At 40.0% G+C, this 25,787-nt stretch carries 19 protein-coding genes and 1 tRNA gene; 8 read left to right on the plus strand and 12 right to left on the minus strand.

The annotated features are described in order from the left end of the window. Positions 1-494: 494 nt before the first annotated feature. On the minus strand, positions 495-3,287 hold the full coding sequence (locus OQZ33_RS09945; protein ID WP_265798890.1) for a substrate-binding domain-containing protein: 2,793 nt from the start codon (positions 3,285-3,287) through the stop codon (positions 495-497). Between the two features lie 254 nt (positions 3,288-3,541). Here OQZ33_RS09945 and OQZ33_RS09950 point away from each other — a divergent pair, with 254 nt between their 5' ends. From OQZ33_RS09950 to OQZ33_RS09970, 5 genes are read left to right on the plus strand one after another with little or no spacing between them, the layout of a single operon-like run. After that, the gene (locus tag OQZ33_RS09950; protein WP_265798891.1) at positions 3,542-4,876 is read left to right on the plus strand and encodes a sugar porter family MFS transporter; all 1,335 of its coding nucleotides are present in this window, start codon (positions 3,542-3,544) and stop codon (positions 4,874-4,876) included. A 14-nt stretch (positions 4,877-4,890) separates the two neighbouring features. Then, the gene (locus OQZ33_RS09955; protein WP_265798892.1) at positions 4,891-5,802 is read left to right on the plus strand and encodes a PfkB family carbohydrate kinase; all 912 of its coding nucleotides are present in this window, start codon (positions 4,891-4,893) and stop codon (positions 5,800-5,802) included. Positions 5,803-5,833: 31 nt separating this feature from the next. Continuing rightward, the gene (locus tag OQZ33_RS09960; RefSeq protein WP_265798893.1) at positions 5,834-8,914 is read left to right on the plus strand and encodes a SusC/RagA family TonB-linked outer membrane protein; all 3,081 of its coding nucleotides are present in this window, start codon (positions 5,834-5,836) and stop codon (positions 8,912-8,914) included. 17 nt (positions 8,915-8,931) lie between these two features. Continuing rightward, positions 8,932-10,650, plus strand: a complete 1,719-nt coding sequence (locus tag OQZ33_RS09965) for a RagB/SusD family nutrient uptake outer membrane protein (RefSeq protein WP_055903852.1) — start codon at positions 8,932-8,934, stop codon at positions 10,648-10,650. 60 nt (positions 10,651-10,710) lie between these two features. Beyond that, positions 10,711-12,213, plus strand: a complete 1,503-nt coding sequence (locus tag OQZ33_RS09970) for a glycoside hydrolase family 32 protein (RefSeq protein ID WP_265798895.1) — start codon at positions 10,711-10,713, stop codon at positions 12,211-12,213. 311 nt (positions 12,214-12,524) lie between these two features. Here the strand turns inward: OQZ33_RS09970 and OQZ33_RS09975 are convergent, their stop codons facing one another. From OQZ33_RS09975 to OQZ33_RS09995, 5 genes are all read right to left on the minus strand, one after another. Then, positions 12,525-13,034, minus strand: a complete 510-nt coding sequence (locus OQZ33_RS09975; RefSeq protein ID WP_265798896.1) for a hypothetical protein — start codon at positions 13,032-13,034, stop codon at positions 12,525-12,527. A gap of 70 nt (positions 13,035-13,104) precedes the next feature. Beyond that, positions 13,105-13,521 carry a lysozyme inhibitor LprI family protein gene (locus OQZ33_RS09980; protein WP_265798897.1) on the minus strand — a complete coding sequence of 139 codons (417 nt, stop codon included), beginning with the start codon at positions 13,519-13,521 and terminating at the stop codon, positions 13,105-13,107. Between the two features lie 266 nt (positions 13,522-13,787). After that, a tRNA-Ala gene (locus tag OQZ33_RS09985) sits at positions 13,788-13,864 on the minus strand. Positions 13,865-14,232: 368 nt separating this feature from the next. Beyond that, on the minus strand, positions 14,233-14,868 hold the full coding sequence (locus tag OQZ33_RS09990; RefSeq protein ID WP_265798898.1) for a chloramphenicol acetyltransferase: 636 nt from the start codon (positions 14,866-14,868) through the stop codon (positions 14,233-14,235). Beyond that, positions 14,865-15,560: an HAD family hydrolase gene (locus tag OQZ33_RS09995; RefSeq protein WP_265798899.1), complete on the minus strand. Its 696-nt coding sequence runs from the start codon at positions 15,558-15,560 to the stop codon at positions 14,865-14,867. The genes OQZ33_RS09990 and OQZ33_RS09995 overlap by 4 nt, the downstream gene beginning before the upstream one ends. A gap of 220 nt (positions 15,561-15,780) precedes the next feature. Between OQZ33_RS09995 and OQZ33_RS10000 the strand changes: the two genes are divergently transcribed. The 3 genes from OQZ33_RS10000 to OQZ33_RS10010 all read left to right on the plus strand — a co-directional run bounded on the left by OQZ33_RS10000 (position 15,781) and on the right by OQZ33_RS10010 (position 17,556). Beyond that, positions 15,781-16,248, plus strand: coding sequence for a Crp/Fnr family transcriptional regulator (locus OQZ33_RS10000; protein WP_265799088.1), 468 nt, complete (start codon positions 15,781-15,783; stop codon positions 16,246-16,248). A gap of 124 nt (positions 16,249-16,372) precedes the next feature. Continuing rightward, positions 16,373-16,882, plus strand: a complete 510-nt coding sequence (locus OQZ33_RS10005) for a flavodoxin family protein (protein WP_265798900.1) — start codon at positions 16,373-16,375, stop codon at positions 16,880-16,882. Positions 16,883-16,929: 47 nt separating this feature from the next. Continuing rightward, positions 16,930-17,556, plus strand: a complete 627-nt coding sequence (locus OQZ33_RS10010) for a carbonic anhydrase (protein ID WP_056848656.1) — start codon at positions 16,930-16,932, stop codon at positions 17,554-17,556. 191 nt (positions 17,557-17,747) lie between these two features. Here OQZ33_RS10010 and OQZ33_RS10015 read toward each other — a convergent pair whose 3' ends face one another. The 6 genes from OQZ33_RS10015 to OQZ33_RS10040 all read right to left on the minus strand — a co-directional run bounded on the left by OQZ33_RS10015 (position 17,748) and on the right by OQZ33_RS10040 (position 25,775). Then, entirely contained in the window at positions 17,748-18,512 is a 765-nt protein-coding gene (locus OQZ33_RS10015) for an SDR family NAD(P)-dependent oxidoreductase (RefSeq protein ID WP_265798901.1), read from the minus strand. Positions 18,513-18,621: 109 nt separating this feature from the next. Beyond that, the gene (kduI, locus tag OQZ33_RS10020; protein WP_265798902.1) at positions 18,622-19,461 is read right to left on the minus strand and encodes a 5-dehydro-4-deoxy-D-glucuronate isomerase; all 840 of its coding nucleotides are present in this window, start codon (positions 19,459-19,461) and stop codon (positions 18,622-18,624) included. A gap of 152 nt (positions 19,462-19,613) precedes the next feature. Next, positions 19,614-20,801: a glycoside hydrolase family 88 protein gene (locus tag OQZ33_RS10025; RefSeq protein ID WP_265798903.1), complete on the minus strand. Its 1,188-nt coding sequence runs from the start codon at positions 20,799-20,801 to the stop codon at positions 19,614-19,616. A gap of 18 nt (positions 20,802-20,819) precedes the next feature. Beyond that, positions 20,820-22,826 (minus strand): polysaccharide lyase family 8 super-sandwich domain-containing protein, encoded by a 2,007-nt coding sequence (locus OQZ33_RS10030; RefSeq protein WP_265798904.1) that lies wholly within the window; start codon positions 22,824-22,826, stop codon positions 20,820-20,822. 102 nt (positions 22,827-22,928) lie between these two features. Then, the gene (locus tag OQZ33_RS10035; protein WP_265798905.1) at positions 22,929-23,852 is read right to left on the minus strand and encodes a DUF5017 domain-containing protein; all 924 of its coding nucleotides are present in this window, start codon (positions 23,850-23,852) and stop codon (positions 22,929-22,931) included. Positions 23,853-23,870: 18 nt separating this feature from the next. Beyond that, a complete protein-coding gene (locus tag OQZ33_RS10040; RefSeq protein ID WP_265798906.1) occupies positions 23,871-25,775 on the minus strand; it encodes a RagB/SusD family nutrient uptake outer membrane protein in 1,905 nt (634 codons plus the stop codon). Positions 25,776-25,787 lie beyond the last annotated feature (12 nt).

A 25,787-nucleotide genomic window follows, 5' to 3' on the forward strand; every position in this document is an offset into this window, starting at 1 on the left:
GTTAAACCTTATCGAACAGATCGACGGGTAGCCAGAGCCAATTAACATATGACAAAGTATAAAACGGAAGCAAAGTTGATGATGGAATGATTTTTACAGCGGCTGCCTGCGCAGCCTTAGGGTGAGATTTCGGTACTTACCAATTCCGATAATGGGAAACGCAGCGGCGGGCTTCATCGAAAATGAGGAATTATAAATTGCCCGTATTTTGGCAAAATTGAAGGATTTTAACATCCCAATAAGTTTGACCCCTACCTCGCCAATTTATAAATATGCAGCCAATCAAAAACTTACAACAAATCTATTGCTGGTGAGACTTGGTCAATCTATTCAGGAGAAAATACTAGTTTCGGGCAGCCAGTCTCATATGTTACTCACAAAAAAAGAAGCATTTATATTTATTCAAGAAAATTCAGCACAGAAAACTACCATGAACAAATGTAGGAGCCATTTTCAATGCGTTTCGTTATCACCATATCAAACGGGAAACTCCATTAATTATTCTGTTTCTTTTTGAAATCAGACGGACTCATTCCATATTTACTTTTGAAAAGCGTTGAAAAATATGTAGGTGAAGATATTCCTATTTTGAAAGCGATTTCCGAAATTGAAAAATCGTCGTTGGCTAACATATAACTAGCCTTTTTTAACCTTCTATTTAAAATATAGTCGGTGATGCTACAATCCAGTAATGCTTTAACCTTTCTGTAAAGCTGGATTCGTGATATACCAATCATCGCCGCAAGTTTCTCCACATTAAGTGTTTCATCACCAAGGTGATGTTCTACAAATCCAGCAAAATCATTAAGAAACTTTTTATCAAGATGGCTTAGTATTGATTTTCGCTCTGTGTCTGAACTAATATCGCTGACGTAATGCTCTTTCAATAACATTCGGTTTGAGAGCAGGTTCTTCACATTTGCCAGAAGGTAGTCAAAATGAAAAGGTTTGGTCATGTAGAGATCAGCCATGCTATTGATTCCATCTATCTGCTGTTCAGGGCTTCCTTGAGCGGTTAACAAAATAAGCGGGATGTGAGAAGTTCGGAGATCTGTTTTGACCTTTTTTGCGATTTCCTTTCCTGACATACCAGGTATGATCACATCAGAAATTATAATATCCGGGATTTTTTCAAAGGCTTCATGAAGTCCCTGGTTCCCGGTAGTTGCTGTATATACCTCATAATGATTTGAAAATTTATCCACGAGGTATTTTAATAAATCTGAATTATCTTCAATAATCAATATGGAATATTCCCTGATATATTCAGCTATGGGATCAACCACTCTTTCCTCTACTACCAAATCTTCTGTCACGAAAACTTTTACCTGTTCGGTTAATGAAGTCATGCGGTCTGCCTCTTTTAACACGGAAACTTCAGAAGGTACCTGATTACCATACGGCATTGTTATTGTAAATGTACTTCCTTGCCATTTGCTACTCTGAACATCAATAATACCACCGTGCAAATGCACCAGCTCCCGAGTGAGGGAAAGCCCAAGGCCAGAGCCTCGTGATTCGCTTGTGTTCGATTGATAAAACTGATCCCAGACTTGCAGCAATTCCTCCTGGGTCATTCCAGTTCCATTGTCAGCAACTGAAATGATGAAATGATCATCGTCAGTAATCAACTTCACGCTAATCCTTCCATGAGCGGGCGTAAATTTTAACGCATTACTTAGGAGATTAAGGATGATCTTGTCGAATATATTTAGATCAAAGTTGGCGATAACATCCGCTTTTGGGGCAGAAAACTTCAGGGCAATATCTTTTTTCTGCGCTCCATACCTGAAGCTTTCTACGATTTCATTTAAGAAAGACTGAACATTATTTGAGGTTGGATGAACATGGAATTTTTGGTGCTCTAGCTTTCGGTAATCAATGAGTTCGTTAATTAGTTTTAGCAACCGATATGCATTTTTTTGAATCCTGTTCAATTCCCGTTTTTGCTCACTATGTATTTTTTCACTTTTCAGTAAATCTTCCAGAGGCGACAAAATCAAAGTGAGCGGAGTTCTGAATTCATGGGATATATTGGTAAAAAAATTTAGTTTTGCTTCCGTTGCAGCCTCAATCTTGGCAGATGCATCGATCAGTTTATTACGTTGATCCAATATCTGTGTATTTTTCTGCTCAAGACTTTTATTAATTTTTCGGTTCTCCACTAACGAAAAAAAAGCTAAACCTCCGAATATTACCGCCAATACGAGGGTGATCACAATGACATTGAGTACCAGTTTTTGATTATCATAAATTCGGAGCTGATCCGCTAGAATTGTTTGCTGACGTTCGATATCTCGCTGTTGACTGGAGACCTTTGCCCATTGTAATTTCATGAGTTGCACTAAAGAACTATCAATGACTAAGCTTTGCAGAATATTTTCTTTTGAAAATGTTTCTTTATTTAAAATTTTAAAAGCAATACCAATGGCCTCCTTCCCTCCTGTTGGATAAAGCACGCTAGCGGCAATTTTCCCATCACTAATAAGTTGCAGCCCGCCTCCTGATCCTGGAAGTGCATCTACCCCAATTACCTTAATGTCCTTTGAATCCTTATGATGGCGAAGAAAATCTTCTGCACTGGCGGCCATTACGTCGTTATGTGCAAAGATCGCATCAGCTCGTAGTATTGCATCTTTATTCTTTTCCAATTCGTGAAAGGTACTATTGGCAATCCAATTTCCATAAACCTGAGATACCAGTTTTATTCCCGGTGATTTGCGTAATTCAGCAGCAAAACCTTTGTCACGCTCCATTGCGGGTGAAGATCCCGGCAGGCCCAAAATCTCCACCACTTTGCCATTTCCTTTGAGCAGCTTAGAAATATACTGGCCCGCCATTCTGCCAACCTGAAAATTTTCAGCGCCAACATATGCCGTGTATTGAGAAGAAGATGTTTTCCTGTCGAGCACAATGACAGGAATACCCATATTATATACTTTTTCCACGACATCTGTCAATGGTGACGCTTCATTGGGAGATATGATTAAAATGTCGACATGGTTATCGATTAATTCTTTAACCTGCTCGATCTGTTTTTTGCTGCTGTTGTTCGCATCCCTATAAATGAAATTGGTGCCTGAGCGAAGGGAAAGTTCCATTTTCATCTCTTCCAGCATTGTCTTCCTCCACAAATCCGAGCCTACACATTGAGAAAACCCTATCGTAAATTTTTTCTCTTCATGATTTTTGGTACAGCCAGAGAAAAACAGGATAATGGTCAACATCAGAAACCAAAGTTTTGATGCCTGAATAAAAAATAGTTTCAAAGATATTTGGTTATTCATTTACTAAAGCTATATATATCTTTTGGATAATGGAAATGAACCTCAAGCAGGCTCTTGATACCATGTAACCAGATTTAATATTCTATGTTACAATATTTAAAGTATACAGCATAAGCGACCAAATTAAAAATACAATTAACTAATAATCAGCAACTTAATTAAATGTATTTTTTTTAACGTTTTTGAAAGATTTTTAATAGTCGGCTTTAGCCATTTGGCCTAATTTGCAATCATTAACCAATAATAAACTTTTTATGAAAAAACATTCTGTCCTCGCCTGGTCGATGGTTGTGGCCTTAGGTGGCTTTCTGTTCGGCTTTGATACAGCTGTAATATCGGGTGCTGAAAAATCAATTCAGCAGTTCTGGAACCTTTCGGCTTTTGCACACGGCCTTACAATTTCCATTGCCCTTATCGGAACGGTGATTGGCTCTCTTGTAGGCTCTCGTCCTTCAGACCATTTCGGTCGGAAAAACACGCTGTACTTTGTGGCATTAGCTTATCTACTGTCTTCGATTGGAACAGCATTAGCCGATAATTGGTATATATTTTTAGTATTCCGCCTACTTGGGGGTCTTGGGGTGGGCATCTCATCCGTAACTGCTCCAATTTATATTTCCGAAGTATCACCTGCGCACAGAAGAGGTTCGTTAGTTGGTCTTTTCCAGTTCAATGTAGTTCTGGGAATCTTAATTTCTTATTTATCGAATTACCTGTTGAGTCAGGGAGGAGATACCTCCTGGAGATGGATGCTTGGTGTACAGGCGTTTCCATCGATCGTCTTTTTAGTATTGATTTTCTTTATACCTGAAAGTCCGAGATGGCTTATTTTAAAAAAGGGTGCTACTGAAAAGGCTTTGGAAATTTTAAGGATCATTAACCCATTGAACTGCAATGAAGAACTGGCATCCATTAAACAATCCAGCCTTGGTTCAGTTGCTGGCAGCAAACAGGAAGGGTTATTTTCAGGCAAATACAATAAACAGGTTATTTTAGCTGTTTTATTCGCTTTCTTCAACCAGGTCTCAGGCATAAATGCGATAATTTATTATGCACCAAGAATATTTGAGATGGCTGGTCTGGGTGCGCATTCTTCCCTTCTTTCTACTGTAGGTATTGGAATGGTGAATTTTGTTTTCACGTTACTGGCTATAAATATTATCGATAAGGTAGGAAGAAAAACACTGATGCTGATCGGTTCAATCGGACTAATTATATCCCTGGGACTTGTGGCTGTAGCTTTTTTGAAAACGGATGCAACAGGATTTGAAATTCCATTTTATGTGATGCTTTTCATTGCCTTTTTTGCTTTTTCTCAAGGTGCAGTTATCTGGGTATTTATATCAGAAATCTTTCCGAATAAAGTAAGGGCAAAGGGCCAAACACTTGGAAGTTCTACACACTGGGTGATGGCGGCTCTAATTGCGTTTTGCTTTCCATACCTGGCAGAATCTCTTGGTGGCTCTACTATTTTCTTCTTCTTTTGCGCCATGATGGTTTTACAACTGATTTTTGTATGGAGAATGATGCCGGAAACGAAGGGAAGATCACTTGAACAGATTGGAGAAAATGTTGTTTTGATGCACTAAATAATATGAATAATATGATAAATAAGTCAAACTATAGCCCTACTCCGGCCACCTGTTATGGAGAAATTCTTTGGGATGTATTGCCAGACGGGCCACAGCCTGGAGGAGCACCATTAAATGTTGCCTACCACCTCAATAAGCTGGGCATGGGCACAAGCCTGATCTCCAAGATTGGCAGAGATGAAAACGGACAGAAACTATTCGATTTGATGGAAAAATGGGGAATAAATACTGGGCTTCTGCAGATTGATGAGCAATATGAAACCAGCCAGGTTATTGCAAAAATGAACAATGGAAATGAAGTGAGTTATGAGATCGTTTTTCCGGTGGCCTGGGATTTTATAGATCAAAGCGAACACTTTGCCAGGAACGCAAAGCCATCTAATTACCTTATATATGGGAGTTTAGCTTCGAGAAATGAAACCTCACGTAATACCCTTTATAATTTATTGGAAACAGATGCGATTAAAGTCTTTGACATTAATCTTCGCCCGCCATTTATCAATCAGGTTCAGTTAAGTCATCTGTTATCCAAAACAGATATTGTAAAGTTTAATGAGGCGGAACTTGGCATGGTGCAAATCATGTTTGGCGGATCACTTAAAGGAGAAACCGAGAAGGTAAAATTTATCCAGGACCGGTTCAAAATTCCAGAAGTTATTGTAACCAAAGGGGAGTTTGGTGCTTCGTACTATAAATATGATAAATCCTACAATGTTTGGGGAAATGAGGTAAAGGTTAACGATACCATTGGAAGTGGTGATTCCTTTTTGGCTGCCTTTATTGCCAGTCATCAAATCGGTCTGCCACCAAAAACCATCATAAAGAATGCAATTGGGATGGGTGCTTTCATCGCAACCAAAAAGGGAGGCTGCCCGGAATACGAGATTGACGAATACAAAAAATTTACTGAACAAATATTTTAACCCACCATAATACTAACCAAATTTTAATTTTATGAGACAAATTTTCCTTACCTGGCTTTTGGCCTGTATGGCAACAGGCCTGGCTTTTGGCCAGACCAGGCTAATCAGCGGCGTTGTCACCGACAATGAATCCGTTCCCCTGGAGGCTGTAACGATTGTAATCGTAGGTACTCAGAAAACAGTGACGACGGATGCCAATGGCAGTTTTAGAATCGAAGCTTCTACCGGGCAGTCGCTCAGGTTTATTTATATCGGAGCAGAACCGTTAACCATTCCAATTACCGCAGAATCTACCAATCTTAAAGTTAAGCTTGACATCGCGATCAATAAACTAAACGAGGTTGTAGTTACGGGTTATCAAAAGGAACGCAAGAAAGACATTACTGGGGCAGTAAATGTTGTCGATGTATCTAAGATCAGGGACATCCCGTCTGGTAATGCGGTAAAATCCTTACAGGGAAGGGTTCCTGGAGTACTCATTACCACAGATGGTTCTCCAACCGGCCAGGCCACTGTCAGAATTCGCGGCATTGGTACCCTTGGTAATAACGATCCACTATACGTCATCGACGGTGTACCTACTAAGAACGGACTTGAACAGCTTAACCAAAATGATATCGAATCCATTCAGGTACTAAAAGATGCATCTTCTGCAACCATTTATGGGTCTCGGGCTGCCAATGGTGTAATCATCATCACTACAAAAAAGGCTAAGAAAGGTTATTCAAAAATCGACTTCAATGCATCGACATCCATTCAAAATTATGCAACGAAGCTTAAAACACTTAATGCTGAGGAACGGGGTCGTGCCTATTGGCAAGCAGCCGTAAACGACAAGGCGAACCCAAATAATAACCAGATTTATCAGTATGACTGGAACAATAATTTCAACAACCCGGTACTCAACAGTGTAATCTTTCCTGAATATATTGATGCGGCAAAGACTATGAAAGCTGCAGATACGTATTGGTTTGATGAGATTGCGCAAAATTCAATCATTCAATCCTATGACGCAGCGCTATCAAATGGCGTGGAAAAGGGCAACAGTCTCTTTTCGTTAGGCTATTATGACAACAAAGGTATCGTAAAGGGATCGCAAAGCCAAAAATATACGGCAAGATTCAATTCCGATTATAATTACCTCGATAATAAACTAAAAATTGGTGAGAATTTTTCGGCAAGCTATATCAGAAATGCCCAGATTCCGGCAAGCGATATTCTTTTCGCATCGCTCGTACAGCAACCTGTTGTTCCTGTATATACAGTGAACGGAGGTTGGGGAGGTCCTGCGGCAGGAATGACAGACAGACAAAACCCAGTTAGACTTATAGAAGACAATAAGCAGAATACCTACAATTTCTACAGGTTTTTTGGGAATGCATACGCAGACTACCAGATCATTCCAGGTCTGAACTTTAGGACAAATTTTGGTGTAGACTATAACGGGAGTTATCAGCGCCTGTTAAAGAAGTCATATGTTTCTGGCTTCTTGGCTGATCCTGCAAACCAGGTAAGCAACTCACAAACTTATCAGGGCAATATCATCTGGCAAAATACCCTGAACTATAAAATCACAAGGGATAAACATAACCTGGAGGTACTCGCTGGCCAGGAATACATCAAAAACATCAGCCAGGAGTTTTCAGCAAGCAGACAGGGGCTCGCGCTCGAAAATATCGATTATGCCTATCTTAATGCAGGAACTACAAATACCCTCAATGGAGGAAGTGGCGCCGGGAACAGACTGTTATCTTATTTTGGAAAGGTCAACTACAGTTACAACGATCGTTATATCGCCTCTGTAACCTTGAGGAGAGATGGATCGTCGCGTTTTGGTAAAGAAAACCGTTACGGTACCTTCCCTGCTTTCTCGCTGGGCTGGAGGATGAGTGAAGAAAAGTTTATAAAGGATTTAGGTTTATTTTCTGATCTAAAACTGAGATATGGCTGGGGCCGATCTGGAAATCAGGAAATCCCCAATAATGCCACACGCTCCCTGTATTCCGCTATTTACGGTACGGATCCAACATGGGACTTTGACAAAGGTACTGCATACGATATCACCGGCGCGGGTACAGGCCAGCTGCCGTCTGGTTTTGCCCTTATCCAGCAAGGGAACGATAACCTGAAATGGGAATCGCTTAGAGAGTCGAATTTTGGTCTGGACTTTGGTTTGTGGAACAATAAGCTTACCGGATCTGTTGATTATTTTATTAAGAAAACATCAGATATTTTAATCAGTCCGGCTTACCTGGCTGTACTTGGAGACGGTGGAAATAGCTACAGTAATGGTGCTTCGCTACAGAACAAGGGGCTTGATGCGATTCTTACTTATGAGGACAAAATTGGCCAGGATTTTAACTTCAGCCTGACCGGTAACTTTTCGCTTTACAGGAACAAGGTGACCTATTTACCCAAAGATGTATTGGCATCCTATCCTGGTAATGGCACCGATAAAAACGTATTAGGAAGACCCATAAACTCCTACTTTGGATATGTTGCCGATGGCCTATTTACCTCTCAGGCAGAAGTAGATGCCTATGCAAACCAACCTGGGAAGGGATTAGGGAGGATTAAATACAAGGATCTTAACAATGATGGGGTGATCAACGATCTGGACCGCGATTTTATAGGTGACAACAGCCCTAAATTCACTTATGGATTGAATGTTTCGCTAAGCTATAAAAACTTCGATATGAGTTTTTTCCTTCAGGCCATCAACGTGGACGTAACGAATGATTTCAAGACTTATACTGATTTTTCTTCGCTGTGGACAGGTACGAACTGGGGCAGCAGGACACTTGATGCCTGGAGTCCTTCAAATCCTAATTCAACTATTCCGGCGCTCACACTGGTTGACCGCAATAACGAGGGCAGGTACTCAACCTATTTTATAGAGAACGGATCTTACCTCAAGCTACGCAACCTGCAGATTGGTTATAACCTGAAAAAGGCACTGAACATGAAAATACAAAACTTCAGAATATTCGCACAAGGAAGTAACCTGTTTACCATCAAGAGCAAAGCCTTTACCGGTACCGATCCGGAAATCCCTAATTATGGTTTTCCTGTTCCTGTTGTCGGAACTATTGGTGTTAATATCACATTGTAAAATCAGCTATAGAAAAAATGAAAAAATTAATATATACACTTGCATTCTTTGCTACGCTTTTCCTGTCATGCGAAAAAGCCCTTGACGAACCAGCACAGGGCGTGGTTTCAGGAGATGATTTGAACACTCCGGAGAATATTGATAAAATGGTAATTGCGGCTTACTCAGCCCTTGGAAATGATCATTACACCTCGCCCTACTCCAGTATGTGGCCTTATGGAAGTGTCCGTGGAGGAGATACCTATAAAGGAGGTGATGGTCCCGGTGATCTTTCGGAATTCCATCTTTTTGAGACATTTTCGTTGAACAGACCTGATAATGGGCTTATCGACCAGGTGTGGTTCAGGTTGTATGTTGGTGTCGGACGTGCTAATGATGCGCTGAGAAGAGTCGATGCCATGTCTGCTACTGATTATCCCAACAAGGTTCAGCGCCAGGGCGAACTCCGGTTTTTAAGGGGACACTTTTACTTCCTGCTCAAAATCCTTTTCAAATATGTACCCTTCATCGATCAGAATACACCGAAGGCAGATTACCCTACAATTTCCAACAGGGCGTTGAGCAATGATGTACTCTGGACAAAGATTGCAGATGATTTCAGGGCGGCTGTAGCGGCACTGCCGGTAGATCAGGCTGACAAAGGCAGGGTGAATAAAAATGCTGCGAAAGCTTATCTGGCCAAAGTACTGTTGTACCAGGCTTACACCCAAAGCGAAAATAATGCGGTAACCGGTATTGATGCTTCTAAATTAAATGAAGTAAACGCTTTATGTGATGAGATCATCGCATCGGGTAAATTCAGCCTAAGTACCGATTTTGCCAATAACTTTTTAGCTGCTTTTGATAACAGTCCGGAATCTGTTTTCGCCATCCAGTATTCAAAAGATGATGGTACGACAAAGGGTAGACTGGATTACGGGCATGCGCTAAACTATCCGATGAACCAGGAATACGGCTGCTGCGGTTTCAATGTACCCAGCCACGATCTGATTAATGCCTTTAAAACAGGAAACAACGGCTTGCCGCTTTTCTCTACTTACAACAATAATGATGCTGCGGCTTCCTTAGATTTTCAAAGCAGTTCATTTGATCCACGCCTTGACCATACCGTAGCCAGGCCAGGTGCGCCCTTTAAATACAAATCAACCTTTCTTTTCCAGCGTTCATGGTCAAGGGCGCCTGCCATATATGATGCATTTGCCAGTATGAAAGAGGCTGTGCTTCCTGACGACCCTTCTTTTCAGAAAGTTCCGCCATTCATCGGAAGTTCCAAAAATTGGGAAATTATCCGTTATTCTGATGTTCTGCTCTGGAAGGCGGAAGCGCTTATAGAGCTTGGACGGCCATTAGAGGCGGTTCCATTGATCAACCAGGTTAGAAACCGCGCAAACCTGAGCCGAAACCTTTTGAAAACTGCTGCAGGTAGTCCAACCTCAAACTATAATGTGCAAACGTATCAGCCTGGGGTAAACTGCGACTGGACAGCCGATTTTGCAAAGCAGGCATTAAGGTTTGAAAGGAGGCTGGAGTTTGCCACAGAAGGTTATCACTTTTTTGATCTAGTGCGGTGGGGTATTGCCTCCCAAACTATGAATGCGTATTTTACGCTTGAAAAATCAAGAGTAAGCCACCTTTCAGATGCTAGGTTCACTTTAGGAAGAGATGAATATTTCCCAATTCCTTTGAACCAGATCAACTTTAGCGGCGGCGTATACAAGCAGAATAATGGATGGTAGCATTTAAAATGCCCGGCAATTTTTTTACCGGGCATTGCTAAAAAATTAAAATAATAAATTATGAAGTATAAATTTATAAAACCCGCGATCTTTATACTGTGCAGTCTTTTCGCTGTTAGCGCCAATGCACAGAATACCGAAATCGAAAAATACAGGCCAGCTTTTCATTTCTCTCCTAAGGCGCATTGGATGAACGATCCGAATGGAATGGTCTATTTGAATGGAAAATACCATCTATTTTTTCAGTACAACCCTGACTCCACGGTTTGGGGGCCTATGCACTGGGCCCATGCAATAAGCAAGGATATGATCCATTGGGAAGAGCAGCCCATCGCATTGTATCCGGATAGCCTGGGGACTATATTTTCAGGTAGTGCGGTAATAGATAAGGATAATACGGCGGGATTTGGTAAAAATGCGATGGCCGCAATCTTTACTCATCACAACAAAAAAATTGAAGATCAGAAGACAGGACTTCATCAATATCAAAGTCTCGCTTACAGTCTTGATGAGGGTAAAAACTGGAAGAAGTATAAAGGCAATCCTGTACTCCCAAATCCGGGCATCTGGGATTTCAGAGATCCGAAGGTAATGTGGCATACCGCTACCGGAAAATGGATCATGACCTTAGCTACGAAAGACCGGATCACATTTTATTCCTCTCCTGATTTAAAGAAATGGACCAAGGAAAGCGAGTTTGGCGAAAAGCTGGGTGCTCATGGTGGCGTTTGGGAATGTCCTGACTTATTCCCACTCGAACTTGAAGGTAAAACACATTGGGTGCTGCTGGTAAGCATCAATCCGGGCGGGCCTAACGGTGGTTCAGCCACGCAGTATTTTACCGGAGATTTTGACGGAAAAACGTTTAAGCCAGATTCTGAAAAGCAAAAATGGATGGATTATGGTACAGACAATTACGCGGGTGTTACTTTTTCTAATACGGGCACAAGAAAAGTGCTGATCGGTTGGATGAACAATTGGAACTATGCCAATGTAGTACCTACCGGAACCTGGCGTGGTGCTACTACCCTCCCCCGCGATTTATCACTTAAAAAAGTTGGTGAAGAGACTTACCTTGCTTCTACTCCTGTTGATGCATTGTCGAAACTGGAAAAAGTGGTATTTGAACGTAATGGATTGAATGGAATCAATTCGTTAGATCTTTCAGCAGGTTTAGTAGAAGGAAAAGGTACTAAGATTGAGATGTGGGTTAATGGTACGGATGACTGCAGCATTGAGCTTGGAGATGGAAAAAACCAGAAGCTAATTATCGGTTTTGAACAGAACAAAGACTATTTTATCGACCGTAGTAATGCAGGTGATGGTGAATTTGAGAAAAATTTCGCTAAAAAGCATTTTTCACCGCGGATTTCAAATGCAGATTACAAAAAAATAGTCATTTTTATTGACGCAGCATCTGTAGAACTATTTGCAGACGATGGACTTACAGCGATGACTGAGGTATTTTTTCCAGTTCAGAAAAACACCACATTGAAGCTGAAAAGTTCAAAGATGATGAATTTGAAAAGCATTAAAGTGTCTACAGTTTCCCCGGCGAACTGAGTTAAATAAACGATAAAAATCTAAGAATCTATCACTAGATTAATGATACTTATTTTAGTCAGGAAACAAATTTATACGTCTGTTTCTGATTAAAAATTCATTCAGCCATTTTTGCATGATTGCCCTGGATCGCAAATCGCGATGACCAAAAATATTTAAGTTGGCTAATACATCTAAAAAGAGAAAGTTTTAAAGTGGTATCAAAAGATACTCTAATGATTTCTGAACCTACAATTTATCTAATGTTTACACGAACATCTCACGGACAAATCCTGATGTTTACGTTAATATGCCAGAAAATATCTCGCCTCTTATTTGCAGTAGTAAGCCTCAAAGTGCCCTTTAAAATCAATATTCTGTTCCGGCCATTTCACATCAACTTGGCCGCTCACCTTATCTCCTGTGATGGAACTGATGGTGATAATGGTTTGTTCAGAAGAGAATAATGAACCATTCTGACCACTTGGGTCGCCCGGATCATTAACCAGGATATAAGTATCATTGCCCGAAAAAGTGCCTGTCTTTTTGGGCACTGTCAGGCGTATTGAAAAATCACCCAATGGTGAACTACAGGTTCTAGATCCATCTCCTGCCAGGAATATACTGAACAGATCTTCGGGGCGGTAGTTGTTCATACTAAATTTTGTATAACGCTCCAGTGTCACTTTTGCCGTAAAAGGCGATCCGTACAGCTTTCCTGTAACTACTCTTGGCATATCTACTTCGGGTTGGGGTTCATCTTCCTTTTTCTTACAGCAGGTGAATATACTGATCAGTAAGATTAGACAAAAGAATCGTTTCAGGAGCTGGTATAAAGTCATTGTTATTGGTGTTAGGTAAAGGTATAGGAAATTGAGAGGTTGATTAATGCTTTAGTAAAAGACCGGAGGCCTATGATTTCATTCTGACCGAGCCCAGGCAAACTTCACCTTCTTCAATTCCGGTAACCCATACCTTTAAAAATTTAATCCGGTCTCTGGTCAGCGTTTCCAGGTATATCGATTCGCACATGGGTGCCACCGAACCATAGGTTCCGGTGTTGGGGTATTTTGCGGCCAGTTCTGCGTCACGAAGCTGGATCCAGAGCCGCTGTGCATTCCTGAATTTTTTAATAAAAGCAGTTTCCCTCACATAGCTTTTCAGGATCTTTTGGTACACGACATTTAGTTCCGCATCTGCCTTTTTATAGTCCGAATAGGCCTTCATATTCATGGCGGTTTGTGACTGTGCAAAAGTCGGAGCGTTAAAGAAAACAGTCATGACGGCAAAAGCCAACAGGAAATTTGTGGATTGGTACAGTTTTTTCACGGGTTTGATTATGAATATTCCTAATCTAAACCATAGAAAGATCCTTTTGTTTGCGCAAATTGTTTATCATGTTTGGCCATATCAATACAATTCATCCCTTCTCGCCAATTTATAAGTGCGCAGCCAATCAAAAACTTAGGACAGATCTATTGCAGGTGAGGCGGGGTCGATTTTATCCTGGTTTATCCAATAGGGGCGTGTAGATTAGATAAAAATACCAATCAGTAATAGAAAACAAAAAAAGCCCCTGAAGGGGCTTTAATTAATGGTGGAGAATATCGGATTCGAACCGATCACCTCTTCACTGCCAGCGAAGCGCTCTAGCCAAATGAGCTAATCCCCCATGTTTTTATTACTCATCGATCAAATTCCCAATGATCAGTGTTTTGCCAGCGAAATGATTAATACATCTCCTTGCGCCAGCAAAAATAGCAAATACTTTCTCTAAACCAAATGAAATTAAAATTTCAGTTTAACGGTAAACAAACTCATGAAACAAACAATGCTCATTGCGGAGGGTAGCGGGTATTGAATAAATAAAAAAAGCAAAAATGTTGCGGTAATTAATAACATGCAAAACATAAATGCTTTGAATAAAGAACCCATACAACACATGGCTATGGTGGCTACAATATAAATGGGGATTATAACTGCGGTTAGAAACATTAACCGAAAATAACCTGCAGATATTAAGTGGTAATTACCTAAATATTAACTTCTTGATCTTTGATTCAACAGCGACTGATATTCATCCACAAATTGAGATACGTGAAAACCATCCATCAAAGCATGATTGACATGAATTGAAATTCCCATCACCTTGCGCCCATTTTCATCTCTTACCATTCCAAATGAAATTTTAGGGCAACTATCGTGATAAGAAAATTTTCTTGCATGAGACATCGAGGTAAAATTTAACCAGGGCAATGCTGAATAGTGGATTACGTTTTCGCCAGATGATGAAGGAATTAATCCAATGCTTTGTTGAACATTCTCAATTTCCTTAAGCGCTTCGTTTTTGAATTTATCAAAATCAGGGTCGAAATCCATGTAGCCAAAGCCGAAGGTTCCGTTGGGGCGATTGATGGTTGTAGCAGCGTTCACCGAATCGTATTTCCACACTTCACCATTAATAATTCTGTAGCGAAATTCCTCAACTTTGTTAGCTGCCGCTAGCGATTTGTGTAAATAAAGCAAGAAGAATGAAACGCCGGTTTCCTTTGCTTCCTGATAAGTTGATGTACAATCTACATCTACCGTAACACCGAAGAATGGCTCCTCAAAAGCGTTAAAAAATTCAAAATGATCTTTTCTGATCCAGGTATTTATATCTATTTTTTCTTTCATTCAATTAATTTTGGTAAAATATCAGCCAAACGCTCCATTTGGTAAAAGTTAGGATGTTCGATGGTATGATCAATCCGCTCGTGCACCCAGGTAGTGTGGAAGGGAATATGAACTGCATGGCCACCAACTGCCAGTACCGGTAAAACATCCGATTTTAACGAGTTGCCGAGCATTAAAAATTCTTCTGGCTTGCAATCGAGGTGTTTCATCAATTTTTGATAATCTCGCTCCTGCTTATCACTCATAATTTCGATGTGATGGAAATAATGATCTAATCCAGATTTTGTAAGCTTGCGTTGTTGATCTAACAAATCGCCTTTGGTGGCCACAACTAATCGATATTTGCCATGTAGTGCTTTCAAAACTTCTTCTACACCATCCAATAACTCAATCGGTTTATTTAACATTTCCTGCCCCAACTGTATGGCTTTGTTGATTACTTCTGGATTTACCTTCCCTTCGGTGATTCTCAAAACGGTTTCAATCATGCTCAACATAAACCCTTTTATCCCGTAGCCATAGAGCGGCAAATTGTCTATTTCGGTTTTCAGCAATTCTGCAACAACACTGTGATGGGGCATAAAATCTTCCAGCAAGCCTGCAAACTTTTCTTCCGTTTCCCGGAAATAAGGTTCGTTTACCCAAAGGGTATCATCAGCATCAAATGCGATTACCGTAATTTGATTGTTCATGGTTATAACAGTAATTTAGTGCTGCAAATGTAAATCAACCTTTCGCGATCAGAAAGGACATTTGTCCCTTATTGTAAATTATGTTACGTACTAACCTTATCTTTTTGTCTTTCATCGAACGTTATGTCGAGGAAAATACGGCGTCGAATATAACTTTAAAGACCTTCCCTCCGGATTCAGATTTATTACGCAGGGAGAAAAAATCAAAAATATATACATCATTAAAGAAGGCATTACAAAATGCTTTATCTCCGAAGAAAATGGGAAAGACTTTATTATAGAATTTTTGGGAAAAGGAGAAGTTGCCGGAGAATTGGAAGCGATAAAAAAGATCGACTGCCTTTGCAATGTGGAGGCCATTAGCGAAATAATGGTATTTGCCATCCCTGATCATGTATTTATTTCCTTGATAGAAAACAACATCGAGTTTAACAAAATTCTGTTACAAGAGTTATCAACAAGGATTATACAAACCAGTTCCAGGGCCTCTTTTCAGCAGCTTTATACATTGGAATATGGTTTATTAAAACTTTTAAAGCTGCAAACCGAAGAGCAAATTTTGATTTCGAAAGAAGATATGGCCGCTTACCTGGGGATCTCTGTGAGGAGCTTTAACCGAACGCTACAACAAGTTAAGGCTAAAAATGAAGATCTAAGCTTGAAAAAAGTGCTGGAAAGCTTAGGCTAAAAATGAGCAGGATGACACGCTTAGCTTTAATTTTACTCAATAAGTTGAGGTTGATAAACAGACCCTCGTTTGCGCTCTAAATAAATTCAACTGAACATTTGAATAGGATATTTGTTTATCAGGTATGTCTGAAATCCTAATCATAAACGGAAGTGCCCGATTAAATGGAGACACTCAGAAATATATCAGTAGGTTAATGGAAGGGCTTGATTACCAACAGATCAATTTATTGGAGCATTATTTTCTGCCTTATCATTACGATAATCGCTATCCACCCGAAGATCAGTTTGAAGGATTTGCAAAGGAGATGCTGTACCATAAACATATTGTATTTGCAACACCTGTTTATTGGTATGCGATGAGTGGGAGAATGAAAAATTTCTTCGATCGTTTAACGGATTGGGTAACCACAAAAAAAGAAGTCGGTAGAAATTTAAAAGGCAAAACGGTACAATTAATAGCTGTAGGAATAGATGGAGATTTACCTGATGGATTTATTACCCCCTTTATGCGTACCGCTACTTATTTGGAGATGGATTTTAAAAGATATCAATATTTTAATAGTGGCAACCTGATTACAGAGGATGAACTCACTGAAATCCGAAAATCTTTTTTTAGTTTTATGCAGGATTAATTTCTATTTCTAACCTTTAATATATTATAAATTTAAAAATAAAACACATGAAATTAGAAGACGTTTTTAAAAATAACGAAGAATGGATCGGAAGAAAATTGGCAAATAACCCTGATTATTTTACAGAGTTGGCCAAAGGACAGACTCCAGAGTTTTTATATATAGGATGCTCTGATAGTCGCGTAACTGCTGAAGATTTAATGGGCATTCAACCGGGTCAGGCTTTTATCCATAGAAACATCGCCAACTTGGTAAACAACGTTGACTTAAGCGTTATGACTGTTTTAAACTACGCAGTGCGACATCTAAAAGTTAAACATATCATTGTTTGCGGTCATTACAATTGCGGGGGCGTAAAAGCAGCCATGCAACCAGCAGATATGGGGATTTTAAACCCATGGTTACGTAATATTCGTGATGTTTATCGTACTCATAAAGATGAGTTAAATGCTATCGAAGATGAAGGTGTTCGTTACAACCGATTAGTCGAATTAAACGTTCAAGAACAATGCGTTAACTTACTTAAAACCGCAGCTGTTCAGGAAGCCATTACTTTACGCGGACTGACCGTACAGGGATGGGTTTTTGATATCCATACCGGACGTTTAATAGACTTGAAAATCGATTTCGAAAATATTCTGAAGGACATTAAAGAAATCTATAACCTTTTTTAGTCTGCGAAAAGCTTCTGAGGCCTTCAGGCGAATATGAAGCAACACAAAGCCTACTTAAGCCAATCATAGAATTTAAACAGTTAAAAACCGATGTATGAGGCTTGGAAAATTTAACCTTCCAATTTCATGCATCGGTCTTTTCTTACTTAGGACTCCAGACCCCGGACTAAAGACTTTTGACTCCAGACTCCTTAACGTCCCATCCAACCGCCATCAACGGTTAAAATTGTACCGTGTACGTAATCGCTAGCGCTAGAAGCTAAGAATAAGGTTGGGCCTTTAAAATCTTCAGGCGTTCCCCATCTTCCGGCAGGAATACGGGAAAGAATTGAAGTGCTCCTATCCTGATCTTCTCTCAACGCCGTAGTATTATCAGTTGCAATATAACCCGGTGCAATCGCATTCACATTTACACCTTTCGATGCCCACTCGTTAGCAAAAGCTTTGGTTAATGAACCAATTGCTCCTTTACTTGCAGCATAGCCCGGAACGGTAATTCCACCCTGGAAAGTAAGCAAAGATGCGGTGAATATCACTTTTCCACTGCCTCTGGCAATCATATCGCGACCAATTTCTCTGGTTAGAATAAAAGGAGCAGTTTGATTAACCGCAATTACCTCATCCCACATATCATCAGGATGTTCTGCAATTGGCTTGCGTAAAATGGTCCCGGCATTGTTGACTAAAATATCAATCACCGGATGGTCTGCTTTAACTTTCGCTGTAAACTCCAACGTGCTTTCGCGGTTACCAAAATCGCATTGATAGGCATAAAATTTTCTGCCTAAAGCGGTTACTTCTTTTTCTACGGCGCTTCCTTCAAGTTCAAGACTTGCAGAAACGCCAATAATATCTGCACCAGCTTCTGCCAGAGCTAAAGCCATGGCTTTACCAATTCCTCTTTTGCAACCGGTTACTAATGCAGTTTTACCTGATAAATCAAATATGTTTGACATTTTTTCTTTTCTTATTGATATTACTTTTTTTGATCAAAGAGTCGTCATTTCGACAGAAGTGGAGAAATCTTTCAAATTTCTTTCGCCCAGTTAGCGAGTAAAAATAAATCTACTTCAACTCTGTAATGGCACAGTGATCCATATCGCTATAATCTAAATTTTCACCGGCCATGCCCCAAATGAAAGTATAATTGCTTGTACCTGCACCAGAGTGTATAGACCAGTTTGGAGAAATCACGGCCTGATCATTTTGCATCCAGATATGGCGGGTTTCTTGTGGCTGCCCCATGAAATGGCAAACACTTTGCCCCTGCGGAACTTCAAAATAAAAATAAGCTTCCATTCTCCTATCGTGGGTGTGTGCTGGCATGGTATTCCAAACACTACCAGATTTCAGCTCCGTCATTCCCATTTGCAATTGGCAAGTAGGCAATACGCTATTGACCAAAAGTTTGTTAATTACCCTATGATTGGCCGTTTCAGGTGTACCCAACTCCACAATTTCCGCATCAGCTTTGCTTACTTTTTTTGTTGGATATTTGTGGTGCGCTGGAGCAGAATTTAAATATAATTTTGCGGGTTGAGCGGCATCAGCCGATTCGAAAGTTACCTCTTTAGTTTCCTTACCAATATATAAAGCCTCTTTATATTCTAGTGCGAAAGTTTCACCATCTGCAGTAACAATGGCTTTTCCACCAACATTTATCATCCCTAACTCTCTCCTCTCCAGAAAATAATTTGCTTTTAAATCATCGGGATTTGGGAGCGCCAATTTTCCATTTACCGGCATTGCACCGCCAACTATATACCTGTCAAAATGAGATAAAGTTAAATTAACTTGGTTAGCCTCAAAAACGTTTTCGATTAAAAAATTTTCACGCAAAGATGCGGTATCCATTTGTTTAACTTCCTTTGGACTTTGAGCGTAACGGCTTTCGAATTTATTCATTGGTTAAAATTTGAGATAAGATTTAGAATCGAAAATCAATTCCTTTTTCGCAAATATATTTATACGATGTTTAAAAATGTAACGAAAGCTAAACTTTATTAAGCATGAGAGGAATACAAAAGCTAATTATGGGAGCCAAACCTACTAGTGTTTTATAAATACCACTTTTTATATCTCGCCAAAGCCTCTAGATAATAGTAATCAGCATAAACTAATGGCACATCTATTTCGCTGTTTAAAGGATAAGCGCCAGTACTGTGCATCAGCAAAAAGCCTCCATTTTCGCCAAGTTTGGCTCTGTAAGCATTACTTGCCAACGAATAAATCATGGTTTCTGCAGCAGATTTAAATTCAGTCTTTTCTTTATCGGCTGAAAATTGTGCAAGTTCCAACAATGCCGAAGCCATAATCGCACCAGCAGAAGCATCACGTTTTGCAAAAGGAACCCCTTGAGCATCAAAATCCCAAAAAGGAATTTTATCTGCTGGCAAATTAGGATGATTTAAAATAAAATGGGCAATTCCCTTGGCTTGTTTTAAATAGTTTTCATCCTTTGTAAATCGGTACATCATGGTGTAACCGTATAAAGCCCATGCTTGTCCGCGGCTCCATGCAGAACAATCTGCCGCCCCTTGCCAGGTTGCTTTTCTTTTTACCGCACCGGTTTCCGGATTATAGTCAATTACATGAAACGAACTAAAATCGGGGCGAAAGTGATTTTTTAAAGTTGTATTCGAATGGATGACCGCAATTTCCTTAAATTTTTTATTTCCGCCGTTATCTGTTGCCCAATTTAACATCTCGAGGTTCATCATGTTATCAATAATTACCGGATAATTCCAATATTTACCTTTGTTCCACGATTGGATTGCCTTTACATTATCATGATAACGGGTAGAAAGCGATTCTGCAGATCGTTGAATAATGGCTTTATATTCAGGCTTCCCCGTCAGGCGATAAGCATTTCCAAAGCTACAATACATCATAAAACCCAAATCATGATTACCCGTAAAGGTTTGATTCGCCTCGATAACTTTTAAAGCATCTTCAGCTTCTTTTTTGATACTTTCGTTTTTGGTCTGCTCATAAATATACCACAGGCTACCCGAGTAAAACCCACTGCACCACCATTGAATATCATAGTTAACATGTTTTCCATTTTGATAGGTTTGCGGCGTTTTACCGGTAGGAATGCCTTTTGCTAAAAATTTGTATTGATCGGCAGCAAACTTAAATTCGTCACTAATAAGCTGCGCCATTGGCTTTCGCACATTGTTTTGTGCAAAGGAAACTGAATTCAAAAGAACCAGTAATGCGATTATTAAACTATTTTTATTCATGAGTTTGGTTGTGTTTTTTTAATTTGAAATGTTGTATTTAAGGGTTGATCCTGCCAGTGCACCAACCGGAAGATTACAGGTGATTATTTTACTGCTTTTTAACTTAGGGGTTTTTATTTCGATCCGAACTTTCGAGTTTTCTTGTGTAGGGTCTGCAATAAAAATAAGCGGATTGATGGCGTTCAAATCTTTGACCTGAATAATGCATGGCTTATCTACCTTTACTATTATATCATCATCACTAAGCTCTCCTGCTTGATAAAAAACGACTTGCATTATGCTCAACCTGTTGTGCATTACCGCTTGGATAGCCTTTGTATTTTGGATGACTTTAATCGCATCAAGCGGATACTTTTGCATAGCAGCAGCTCCAATATCAGGAACCACAACGTAGGCATAACTCGCATCATGTGGTTGTACACCATGGTTAAACCAACTTTTAAAAACCTTGCCCGAGACTTCCTTTTTTTCCTGAAATTGATTAATGCGATACCAATTTCCGACCTGGTTTTGTTGGGTAACTTTTACATCTCCACCAGCAGGAAAAAAATAGCCAATACTATCATGAAGCAAGAAACTTTTATCTTCAATAACCTTTCCCCGCAACCAGGATTGATTAATAGTTGTTGTAATGACTTGTGAAGAAGCACTGTTAATCCCGGCGCCCAGGCAAATAACTTCTTTATCGAAAAAAAACCAGGCCTTTTTTGCCTGAACACTATCGAAATCTAGGTCGTAAGCAGAAGCGCCATAAACACCATCGCTTACCCCGCCTACAAATTTGGTTGTTCCAGGAATCCCCCATTCTTTTTTGATGGTTGCTCCTTTATCGTCAGTATAATCTCTGGTTGTGGTTCCAGGAATTTTATCCCATTCCCATAGCGGCATAATGTTGGCATATTCTGATCCGCTTCGCTGAATATTGGTTGCACCATCTGACAAAAATTTACCAAGCACATTTTCATTGTTTCCTCTTTCGGTACGTAAGGTTCTTACAGAAGCCGTTTGTACGCTAAAAGTATATTGAGGTCTTACCTGCCGTGTGTAACCACTTTTCCAATAAACCGTATTAGAAGGCTCGATTTGATAATTTGCGGGTTTTTGATGTGATGTTCTCCATGTAGAAGCTTCCCAATAAGCGGAATTTTCCCGATTGAACATTTTTATTTTATTCACCATTCCAGATACATGGGCATTTAACGAATCCTGCCGACTAATACCTCTTCCTCTCACATTAAAATCGTAAAAGGAGCCTCGAATGGTTTTCAAAAAAGTGTCTTTCAAGTAACTGACTAAAATATGGAGTTGTGCTTTTGGTAAAGCATATTCCGTATCTCTCAAATAATAGGCTGCGTTTACTGAATTACCGGCAAATACCCGTCCGTAACTCGCGATGGCCTGCTGCTTACCATGCTGATAATAACTTCCATCTACCTGAACACCTTCTTTACCATCTTCAACTGCAATGGGTTCAAAAAGATATTTTGCAGCCGAATCCAAAGTGTTTTTATTTTGTGTTAAACAAGCACGGTACAAATAATGCAAAGCTTCATCTGATGTATTGGCTCCATCGCCGACTTTTAGTCTGCGAACCATCCTTTGAATTAAAAGTTTCTCCAGCTCAACTGGCAGTTGAGTTTTACCATTCCGCATTAAAATTAAAGTTTGACCGATAGCCTGCGGATAAAAAATATCATTGTACCACCAGTTTTTATTTTTCGGATTTCTATCCAGCCAATTTTGAAGCGATGTGGTTATTGCACCATAAATCTCCTGGTTTCCATAAAATTTATTGGCCGGACGGATATAAGCCGTAGCCATTTCTTTAATTCTTTTCAAAGGATCATACTGTGCATCGGCATAATTGATATCTGTCCAGCTTCCATCGGCTTTTAATTTTATCAAATCCTTTGTAATCTTTTTTGCTAAAAAGACGTCATTAATACCAGTCTGTAAATCTGCGCTGATGCGCTTTTCTATAGTTGAAAAGGGGTCTTTCTGCGCAAAAGCTGATACACTAATCATCAATAAAAAAATGAGGAAAAGCTTTCGCTTTAGCCAAAGCAAATTAACAGGTAATAAGCAAGGGATCATTTTGTTCATAAGTGTGGGATATGGCTCTTTCGGTTACAAAATAACTTTAACATTAAATTCTTTCAGCACCATTTGGCTGTCGTTTGGTGTGGTATTATAACTTGCAAACGTAATTTTGTACCTGCCAGCAGCCGCGTATTTATAAGCGTAGGTAGACAATGCCGAAGCGGTAATATTTTTTACAGTTGCCGTTGGAATATCTGGAGCAATTCTTCCAACAAAAATTGGCTTACTGATGATCCAGCTGGTATTGGATGGAGCGGTAGCCGCACCACCAACAATAGTTAATGCCGTAGTTGTAGCCACCCACCTCGAGCTGGCAGGCGACCAAACATTTCCGAATCGAGTCCAAAAAGCATTATCTCCAGGCAATGAACTTAAATTGTAAGTATAATCGCTAAGCACATTATTAACCAGAAAATTGGTTATTGTCCAGGTTCTCTGTGTTGATCCGGTAAGGCCTGTATATTTAAAGGCGATGAATAAACTATCATTGGCATCGCTAACTATATCGGCCAGATTTACCTGCCCGGTGTTAACTGCTGTAGCACTCGTTGCAATGGGTGTTCTTGCTGTGATATTTGTCCAGGCTGCATTTACCACACTTGCCGAATCTTTGGCTGGAAGTTTATTGGTGGCCAAAACCTGGAGCGTATTATTTTGAGCACCAAATTGCGCTGTACTGGTAAAAGATAAGGTTGGTGTTCCAAATGCGGATGAACGGGTTTTAAATTCGTATTTATTCCCTGGCGTTCCTGCCCAGAAAACAACATTATCTGCATAACCACCAAAGTTGAATTTACAGGTATCACCCAGTTTAAAAACCAGCGTATCGCTAATTGTGGAACGGGCATTTGTTAAAGCAATATCAACCGTTGGTACATCAGTGGTCAGATCTTTTTTGCAAGCTAAAAGACAAGTGCAGGCAATTAAGATAATATAGAATGAATTTTTCATTTCTTAATAATTTAGTGATTAATAACCTGGGTTTTGTTTCAGTGCTTTATTCAGATTTAGCTCATATGTTGGTTTTGGCATCAGGCTATACCGAGGCGTTACTGTAATCAAACCTTGGTATCCGTTGATATTTCCATTGCCTGCAGTTACTCCATTGGCGGCCGCATAATTCCCGAAAGCCTGTAAATCGCCGGCAAAATTGCCCCATCTTACCAGGTCATACTTTCTAGAGGCTTCAAAGCACATTTCACGCATGCGTTCATCACGAAGTGCTAACTGGAAATCTGCTTTATTTAAACCCGGAGTTAGCAAATGTTCGGATCCGTTAGTAATGGTTGCGGTAGCAGTTGCCGTAACCCCTGTAGTTGGTGCTGCGATAGTAACGGTAGGTACTGAGGTAAAATAAGGTCCGGCAGTTGTTAAGTTTCCGCGACTCGTTAATTTAATTCCTGTAATCACACCAGCGGTTGAAACCACTGCAGTAGCCGATGCTCCTGCCCCGCCACCGCCACTAATGGTAACCACCGGTGGATTTGCTACTGAATAACCAGAACCACCATTAACTACCGTGAGATTTTTAACAATATTGCCGTACATGGTTCCATAACCGCGTTTGCGCACTTGATTGATAGCATCGTAAGCAGCGGCGTTTGGTCCGTTAACCTGGTTTTCAGCTTCTGCTTTGATTAGCAGCACATCTGCATATCTAATTACCGGCCAATTGGCATTGTAAGTTCCGGTATTACGCATTTCTGCTGGTGCATATTCTCTTCTAAATTTGCCTGTATTCATTTGCCAGGGCGCTGAGCGATCTGTTTTTATCCTCGTTCCAGCTGATGCGTTGGTTGTCCAGATATAATCCGGGCAATTCCAGTCTCTCCTGGTATCAAGCGAAGCTTTATTAACCAATGTGCTGCTAGGTTCAACTTCATAGCTATCAAATAATTTCTTGGTTATTCTTACCCAACCAGCTGCTGAATATGAATTTTGTTCAAAAGTTCCATTTATCAACAAAATAGCTGAAATGATACCGTTGAAATTACCTATATCGTTACCTGTTTTATTGGTCACTCCGGCAGCGGCTCCTGCAGAACCCCACTCTAATATATCTTCTTTTAAATCGTATTTATCCTGAAAAAGATTGATAAAAACTTGTTTATAATCTGGATTCAAAGCGTGCTGACCAGAAGCAATAACCTTATCGGCATAAGTAATGGCATCTGCATACTTACTGGTATCGTTAACCGGATAACCTGCCCAATACAAGTAAACTCTAGCCAACATGGCTTGTACTGCCGTAATGGTAACCTGATCATTGTAACCTAAACTAGCTGCGGTGCGACCCTTTAATAAAGTTTCTGCTTCTTTTAAATCGGCAACAATCTGGGTGTAAATGGCCGGTTGAGACGCCGCCGGAATGTTAACTTCAGAGATACCTGGCTGATGCAACACCAACGGAACTTCGCCGAATTGAATGGTTAGCAAAAAGTAGTTGTAAGCTCTCAAAAACAGTGCTTGTCCCTTGATATAACCACGCTGCCTTTCATCCATGCTGGGTTTAGTAATGTTATCAATTAAAACATTCGCATTATTGATGGCGATATAAGGATATTGCCAGCAATCCTGAACGTAAGAGTGCCCGGCGTCATAAGTGTAATACAATCCACGGGTTTCATTACTGGTCGCCCGATCGGGCAACATTTCGTCAGTTGTACTTACAAAGTTAAAGTGATGTACCTGGCCGTACATTCGCTCCAACATCATGGTGCTATAAACTCCATTTAAAGCGACCTGAAGCTGATCGGCAGTGCTGTAGAAATTTACGGGCGAATAGAAATCCGTTGGTTCGGTATCAAGAAATTTTTTGCATGATGACGATAATCCCATCACGAATAAAAAAGCCAAAATATATTTATGTTTCATTGTCTTATTTTT

It is taken from the genome of Pedobacter sp. MC2016-05 (assembly GCF_026239735.1).
Lineage (GTDB): Bacteria > Bacteroidota > Bacteroidia > Sphingobacteriales > Sphingobacteriaceae > Pedobacter.